The following is an 8,048-nucleotide window of genomic DNA, read 5'->3' on the forward strand; positions in this document are numbered from 1 at the left end:
TTAATTCGCTGACAACATGCACGTTATCAAAAGAGATGGCCGACGCGAATCGGTGAAGTTTGACAAAATTACTGCCCGGATCGAACGCCTGTGCTACGGCTTAGATCCCGCCTTTGTTCAACCCATCGAGGTAGCCATGAAGGTCGTGTCCGGTATTTACGATGGCGTAAATACGGTAGAGCTTGACAACCTGGCCGCTGAGACAGCCGCCTCCCTCACTACGCGTCACCCCGACTACGCGACGCTGGCGGCTCGCATCGCTATTTCTAACCTGCATAAGAACACGCAGAAGTCGTTTTCGGCGACGATGAAGCAGTTGTATCATTACATCGATCCTAAAACGAGCGAAAATGCTGCGTTGATTTCCAAGGAAACGTACGATGTAGTGAAGAAGCACGCGGCATTGCTTGATTCCACCATCATCTACGATCGTGATTTCGGTTATGATTACTTCGGTTTCAAGACGCTTGAAAAGTCGTACTTACTGAAAGTCAACGGTAAAATTGCCGAGCGTCCGCAGCACATGCTGATGCGGGTGGCTATCGGTATTCACGGTAATGACATTGAATCGGCGATTGAAACGTATAACCTGCTGTCTGAACGCTGGTTTACGCACGCGACGCCAACGCTTTTCAACGCCGGTACGCCGAAACCTCAGTTATCTTCCTGCTTCCTGCTCACCATGCAGGATGACAGTATCAACGGAATCTACGATACGCTGAAACAGTGTGCTCTAATTTCGCAGTCAGCTGGTGGTATTGGTTTGAGCATTCATAACATCCGGGCAACGGGTAGCTACATCAAGGGTACGAACGGTACTTCGAACGGTATCGTGCCGATGCTTCGGGTATTCAATGATACGGCTCGTTATGTCGATCAGGGAGGTGGAAAACGGAAGGGTTCTTTCGCCATGTACATTGAACCCTGGCACGCCGATGTTTTTGACTTCCTGCAACTGAAGAAAAACCACGGTAAAGAAGAACTCCGGGCCCGCGATTTATTCTTCGCTCTCTGGGTACCCGATTTATTCATGAAGCGGGTGAAAGACAATGACGTTTGGTCATTGATGTGCCCCCACGAGTGCCCCGGTTTGTCAGATGTATACGGTGACGAATTTGAAGCTCTTTACGAAAAATACGAACGCGAAGGCAAAGCCCGCCGTACGGTAAAAGCTCAGGATCTTTGGTTTGAGATCATGGAATCTCAGATTGAGACGGGTACGCCCTACATGCTCTTCAAAGATCACGCGAACCGCAAGTCGAACCAGAAAAACCTGGGTACGATCAAGTCTTCAAACCTCTGTACGGAAATCATCGAGTACACGGCAGCAGATGAAGTAGCGGTATGTAACCTGGCTTCGCTGGCCCTGCCCAAATTTGTGGAAAAAGGTGAGGATGGATTCCTGCGTTTCAACCACGAAAAACTGTATGAGATTACGAAAGTTGCTACGCGTAACCTCAACAAAATCATCGATATCAACTATTATCCCGTACCCGAAGCCGAGCGTTCGAACAAACGTCACCGTCCGATTGGTTTAGGCGTACAGGGTCTGGCGGATACCTTCGTACAACTGCGTATGCCGTTTGAAAGCGAAGAAGCCCGTCAGCTTAATAAAGACATTTTCGAAACCATCTACTTTGGAGCCATGGAGGCTTCGATGGAAGAGGCTCAGAAATACGGTGCGTACGAAACCTGGGCGGGTAGCCCCATTTCACAAGGTATCTTCCAGTTCGATATGTGGGGCGTGAAGCCTTCATCTAATCGTTGGGACTGGGAATCGCTGCGTGAAAAAGTAAAAACGCACGGTGTTCGTAACTCCCTGCTGGTCGCTCCGATGCCTACGGCTTCGACAAGTCAGATTCTGGGTAACAACGAATGTTTCGAGCCATTTACGTCGAACATCTACGTACGTCGCGTACTTTCCGGCGAATTCGTAGTCGTGAACAAGTACCTCTTGCGTGACCTCGTGAAAATGGGCTTGTGGAACGAAACGATGAAAAACAAACTCATCGCGGCGAACGGTTCCGTACAGAATATCCCTGAAATCCCGGCGAACCTGAAAGAACTCTACAAGACGGTTTGGGAAATCAAGCAGAAAACCATCATTGATATGTCAGCGATCGGGGAGCATTCATTTGCCAGAGCCAGTCGCTGAACATTCACATGACGGATGCCAACTTCGGTAAGATCACGTCCATGCACTTCCACGCCTGGGAGCGGGGACTGAAAACGGGTATGTACTACCTGCGTACTAAAGCTGCTGCTGACGCCATCAAGTTTACGGTGGAAACGCAGGCTCAGGTCGCGATTCAGCCCAGCACGGCAACCGTTCACGAAAAAGCCATGAACTACCTGGCCACGCCAGAAGCTCAGGCCGCTCTGGCTACGAAAGAAGTAGAGCCCGTGAAATGGTCCGAAGAAGACGCGAAGGCAGCGATTGCCTGCTCGCTGGATGATCCGGACGGATGTGAGATGTGTGGATCTTAAATAATTAATGATTTCTTATTTTGAATAACATGCTCTGAAAAGAATTTCAAAGCATGTTATTCTATTGTCAAAAATTTTTAATCATTAATTATTAGATCAAATATATGGCTGCTGAAGCTAATCAATATTTTTGTCAAAAAGGTAGAAAATCTCTTAAGGCTGTCAATAGAGAAGGAAACGAAGTTAAAGTAGAGGCCAAATACGACCAGGAAAAAAACATAGTCATTTGGCAAGAAACTATTGTTCTCCCTTCTCAGCAAGGTACTTTTACAGATTTTGATAACTATAAAAGTTCTTTAAGAGGAGTAGAGCAAGAGTACGATGACGATTGCTCTTGTGAATAATAAAATAAAGGGTAAGCAGCTTTGCTTACCCTTTATTTTATCACTTTCACTTATCTTGAATATCATTTCTACAGGGCAATCCGACTCCTTCATCGTCTCTTCGTCAAGCCAATCGCTGGACTGATGAAAAAATACCTCTGGACGTTCGTACTCTTACCTTGTTCTTTATTTGCCCAACGTATTGACCGTAAAGCTCTTGTGGAGCGGCATTCGGTCATTACTACAAAGATGGATACGCTGGCTTCCGTTTCGGTGGGAAATGGTAGTTTCGCCTTTACTGTCGATGTCACCGGATTACAAACCTTTCCTTCGTATTACGCTCAGGGTGTACCACTGGGTACGCAGTCGGAGTGGGGCTGGCACAGCTTTCCCAATACTGAAAACTATACGCTTCAGGAGTCGCTGAAACCGTATCCACATCAGGGCCGTCAGGTGATGTATGCCGTTCAAAGAGGTACAAGCACCCGTGAGAAACAGGCGGTCGATTTCGTCCGGCAAAATCCGCATCGGTTGCAACTGGGAAATCTGGGACTGGTACTACTGAAGAAGGACGGTTCAGAAGCTCAACCCGGTGATCTAACAACTATTCGTCAGGAACTGAATATGTGGACGGGGGCCGTGAAAAGTCATTTTGAACTGGAAGGAACACCCGTGGACGTACTGACCTACGGCCACCAGACGCAGGATGCCGTCGCCACTCAGATTCAGTCGCCTTTACTGGCTCAAAATCGATTGAAAGTTCGCCTGCGGTTTCCGTATCCAACCAATCAATTTGTGGATGCTGGAGCGAACTATACGCACGCCAATCAGCATACCTCGCGTATCGTCAAACAAGCGGCCACTACGGCTCAGATCGAACATCAGCTGGATCAGGATCGTTATTCTGTATTCCTAAACTGGGCGGGAAAAGCTACGTTACAGGCCGCTCAACCCCACGAATTTCTGTTGAGTAGTACGGAACCGAGCCTTAGCCTTAGCTGTCTTTTTACGACTCAGACGGGTACGGCTCCGAGTTTTGTTCAAACGCAAACCAGCAGTAGCAACGACTGGAAAAAATTCTGGACTTCCGGAGCAGCGATCGATTTTTCAGGCACTGCCGACCCCCGGGCGAAGGAACTCGAACGACGCATTATTCTTTCCCAGTACCTGACCAAAATTAACTGTACGCAGGCCATGCCGCCTCAGGAAACGGGCCTTACGTACAATAGCTGGTACGGGAAGCCGCACCTGGAAATGCACTGGTGGCACGGCGTTCATTTTGCCTTATGGGGTCGAACTGATCTTATGGAGAAAAGCCTGGACTGGTATCAGAAAACGGTCGAAAAAGCCCGGGCAATTGCCCAGCGACAGGGGTACCAGGGCGTACGCTGGCAAAAAATGACCGATCCGGAAGGCAACGAAACGCCTTCGTCGGTAGGAGCCTTTCTGATCTGGCAACAGCCGCATTTCATTTATCTGGCTGAATTATGTTACCGAAACCAGAAGAATCCGGCAGTATTAAAAAAGTACGCGGAACTGGTTGATCAAACGGCGGAATTTATGGCCTCGTATGCCACAAAAGAAGGTGACCGCTACGTACTGGGCAAAGGGCTGATTCCGGCTCAGGAATGTTTTAAACCCGAAGAGACGTATAACCCCACGTTTGAGCTGGCGTACTGGCGTTGGGCCTTGGAAACCGCCCAGCAGTGGCGGGAACGACAAAAGCTTTCCCGTAACAAAGAATGGGATGACGTGCTGCAAAAACTTTCGCCTTTACCCCAAAAAGACGACGTGTATCTGGCGACGGAAAGTGCTCCCGATTCGTATACCAATCCCGACCGCATGATCGATCACCCGGCGGTACTGGGGGCCTTAGGTATGATGCCTTTACAGGTGGGTACGGATTCGTCAACCATGCACCGTACGCTTGACGTCATCTGGGAAAAATGGAACTGGGATCATACGTGGGGCTGGGATTTTCCCTTAACGGCCCTGACGGCCATTCGTCTGTACCAGCCCGAACGAGCCATTGAAGCCTTGCTGATGCCCGTTCAGAAGAATACCTATTTGCCCAACGGTCATAATTTTCAGGACGGCCGCTTACGGATTTACCTGCCCGGAAATGGCGGACTACTTACTGCCGCTGCTGCACTGTGTGCCGGTTTTGATGGGAATACACAAACCAACCCGGGATTACCCAAAGGCTGGAAAGTTCGCTGGGAGGGTCTACAAAAGATGCCTTAACCCTAAGCCACAAAAAAGCCGCTTTCATGAGTTGAAAGCGGCTTTTTTTATGAAAGCGTTTTAGCTTAGGGATAGGTACTGAGCATGCTCACCGTGCCCGCTGCGTAAATCGATACCCCCCCTTCGTGATTCGCGTTGGGAATTGGGAACAACCGTACAGTTGTCGCACCACGGCCCGCCATTGCTTCGGCCGCACTTTGGGAATTAAAGAAAGGTACAAGATCATCCGCCGTTCCGTGATACAACCAGAGCGGTGTTTTGGGCTTCCAGTCGTAAACGTCGTTGTCTTTTACCGCGTTCAGGAAACCGGTTTCTGTACCGTCGTTAACCGCCTTTTTAAATGAGTCCGTGAACGTATTTGTAATATTGGTACTAATCGTTAACTGACCCAGATCACTTACGTGTTTAACGGTCGCCGGAATTTGTGAAGCGTACGGTTCTTTAAAGTAATAACTGGCGGGACGATTCAAACCATAAATACGATTATAGGTCAATAAAACCCAGGCGTATAAACGGTTGTAACCAACGGTTTTAGTCGTAGTAGTTTCATTGATAATCGACTTCATGAAGGCCGTTTTATTGTACGCTCCCGAACCGGCTGAAACCGCCCGTATGTTAAACTCACTACCCGCTTCTTCCTCGATCTTTTTCAGTAAAGACATCGTTGCATAGCCTCCTTCAGAATAACCCGTTAGGTACAGACGCTTGTCCCAGATGCCTGTGTTATTTTTGGCAAAATATTCCTTTACCGCACGCAGGAAATCGAGACTAGCCTGCGAAAGGCCCTGCCGATGTTCGTAGGTATGGGCCAGCTCTTTCGAAACCCCGTAGCCAATATAATCAGGGGCCACCGCTACGTAACCCAACGAAGCCATCAGGGTCGTTAACTGGGAATCCGTACCCGAACCAAAGTTGGAAGGAGCCTGCGATTCGCTCGATAAAGTACCGTGCTGGTAACTAATCATGGGTATGCCACTGGCACCCTGTCCCAGGGTTGGAATAACCAGAGCTCCCGAGGCCTGAATTTCCTTGCCATCCGTATCTTTTGTTTTGTAGGTAATTCGATACGCAGTAACGCCGTAGCGGACCATAGCCTGATACACGGGATTTGAACCTACCGCTTTAGCCACTTCTTCTTTGGTCAGCGTTTTTACGGTTTCCGCCTGTACCAGATGCTGGTCAGGTTCGGTGGGTTTTGGGTCATTTCCATCCCCGCAAGCCATTAGGTAACACGCCATCACCAGCATCGGAAGCCAGGTATGGAAAAATAAACGTTGTTTGTTCATGGTAGCTATAAAATAAAAGAAGGTAAGCCTGATTTAATCGATGCAAACTCGTTACTTATTCAAAAACACGCTGCCAGCTCGTATGATTCGCACCCTGGGAATTGATTTTTTTGTCAACCTCAGCAAGTTCCGCCATTTTGAGCAAACTTCCTTGATTTTGATTACATTATCTCCACAATTCCCTGGGTACCTTATTTTCGTCCAGTTCATTCAAACGGGAAAAATCCGCCTCCTATTGCCTTCGTTTCAAAAGCCCAAAGCTGGTTACCGGACCGGAATAGCGTAATATCAGAGTTATGGAGATAGATATCTGGCAGAGGAAGATGGGGGAAATAAAAAATATTTACGCTACAAAACTCCCCTTAGACCAATCAATTCTAGCCCAAAAAATCATTAACTGCTCTCTTAAAAATTACCCGTATCTACGTAAAGTTTACGCTTACTAAAGCGGACGTTAGAAAATTAAAGTACTATTAAAAAACAAATAAGCCTTGGATTGAGTTCTATAACCTTGAAGATAAAATCGATTTTACCCGATTATTGCTTTTTTTAGTAAGGTTTGAAGAAGTTCGTCGAAATAATTTGATTTATCTCCAAGAGGAATTTGATTTTCTGATCATAAAACAGATATTTGTTTCGTTACAATACACAAGCAGCACAATTAATTATTTTATCCTTCATGAAAAAAAATCAATTCTTTTCTTTTCTCCTACTGATAACGTAGAAGAAAAGAAGAAGTCAACCAAATCAAAAGAAGCGGTTACTACTTCCATTTCTAAAAAAGGAAAATTGCTTTTATCACCCGCAGTACTTGAATTACTGGAAGCTGATCCTAGCTCAACAAAATTCAAAGTAGGTACGGAAGAACGCAAGAGAGGCGTAGGGTCTTTCTTCCTCGTGAAAGCCGATGACGCGGATACGGATGCTTTTGTCATTGCCAAAAGTGGCCGTGGTCACGGTATTGCATTGGGAGCTATTTTTGACAGAGTAGGACTTGATTATACAACGTATGACTATACGTTTGAAATCAAACCGTTCTCTTATGAAGAAGAAGGTATTAGCGGCTATGAGCTTTCATTGAAAGATAAAGCTCCTCGTACGGCAGCTACTTCTGGTGAAGAAGAGTAAACCATACAGGTACGTATTAAAAGGCACGGCTGACTATTCAGTCGTGCCTTTTAAATTTCAAACCAGTCGTTAATGGAGTACTCTAATTTTTTATAGAAAAATAAACCATCCCAATCCTTACTAAAAGTTAATCTACTGGCTTTACCACTTTAAAACAAATAATCGCTGAATACATCAATGCTTTATTAGTTTTTGAGAAGAAGGTTTACTTTTTAGAGAAGATTGATATTATAAAGTAGCTCTCGGACTTGTTGAAAAAAAATACAACTTAGTTTCACTACCGCTCCAGCATGATTCGTTTATCCTATTAAATATGCCTCTGTATGCTTAGAGGATGAGGGAGGCTGGAGCCCGCTCCGCAGCTTCTGCGTCATAGCTAGATTCTGAGCGTCGACGGCGAAAATGGACTTTTACAAACGAAAAAGAACCATATCCCTGCAAAATCCCGTATATCTGATAATAGCATACTAAAAGTCAGTCTGATATATTTGCAGCAAAATTGAAATTGCTTTTAACACATCCCCTTTAAATCAGTAGTTGTAGAACCATGAGAAAAGTATGGGTAATGATGGCCCTGTCG

At 46.4% G+C, this 8,048-nt stretch carries 4 protein-coding genes and 1 pseudogene; 4 read left to right on the forward strand and 1 reads right to left on the reverse strand.

Going from position 1 to position 8,048, the window contains the following annotated elements; all coding sequences use genetic code 11:
• The first annotated feature begins 16 nt into the window (after window positions 1–16).
• From BWI93_RS19505 to BWI93_RS19515, 3 genes and pseudogenes are all read left to right on the forward strand, one after another.
• Window positions 17–2,487, forward strand: a pseudogene (locus tag BWI93_RS19505) (ribonucleoside-diphosphate reductase subunit alpha).
• 104 nt (window positions 2,488–2,591) lie between these two features.
• Window positions 2,592–2,831, forward strand: coding sequence for a hypothetical protein (locus BWI93_RS19510; protein ID WP_094814380.1), 240 nt, complete (start codon window positions 2,592–2,594; stop codon window positions 2,829–2,831).
• A 123-nt stretch (window positions 2,832–2,954) separates the two neighbouring features.
• Window positions 2,955–5,054, forward strand: coding sequence for a hypothetical protein (locus tag BWI93_RS19515; protein ID WP_094814382.1), 2,100 nt, complete (start codon window positions 2,955–2,957; stop codon window positions 5,052–5,054).
• 65 nt (window positions 5,055–5,119) lie between these two features.
• Here BWI93_RS19515 and BWI93_RS19520 read toward each other — a convergent pair whose 3' ends face one another.
• On the reverse strand, window positions 5,120–6,340 hold the full coding sequence (locus BWI93_RS19520; protein WP_094814384.1) for a S9 family peptidase: 1,221 nt from the start codon (window positions 6,338–6,340) through the stop codon (window positions 5,120–5,122).
• Between the two features lie 540 nt (window positions 6,341–6,880).
• Between BWI93_RS19520 and BWI93_RS19530 the strand changes: the two genes are divergently transcribed.
• Window positions 6,881–7,468, forward strand: a complete 588-nt coding sequence (locus BWI93_RS19530; RefSeq protein ID WP_141217536.1) for a hypothetical protein — start codon at window positions 6,881–6,883, stop codon at window positions 7,466–7,468.
• Window positions 7,469–8,048 lie beyond the last annotated feature (580 nt).

The organism is Siphonobacter sp. BAB-5385, from assembly GCF_002261125.1.
In the GTDB taxonomy this organism is placed as follows: Bacteria; Bacteroidota; Bacteroidia; order Cytophagales; family Spirosomataceae; genus Siphonobacter.

Coding starts and splice junctions, on each gene's coding strand:
- BWI93_RS19510 (WP_094814380.1), top strand. CDS start 2,592: ATGGCTGCTGAAGCTAATCAATATTTTTGTCAAAAAGGTAGAAAATCT.
- BWI93_RS19515 (WP_094814382.1), top strand. CDS start 2,955: ATGAAAAAATACCTCTGGACGTTCGTACTCTTACCTTGTTCTTTATTT.
- BWI93_RS19520 (WP_094814384.1), bottom strand. CDS start 6,340: ATGAACAAACAACGTTTATTTTTCCATACCTGGCTTCCGATGCTGGTG.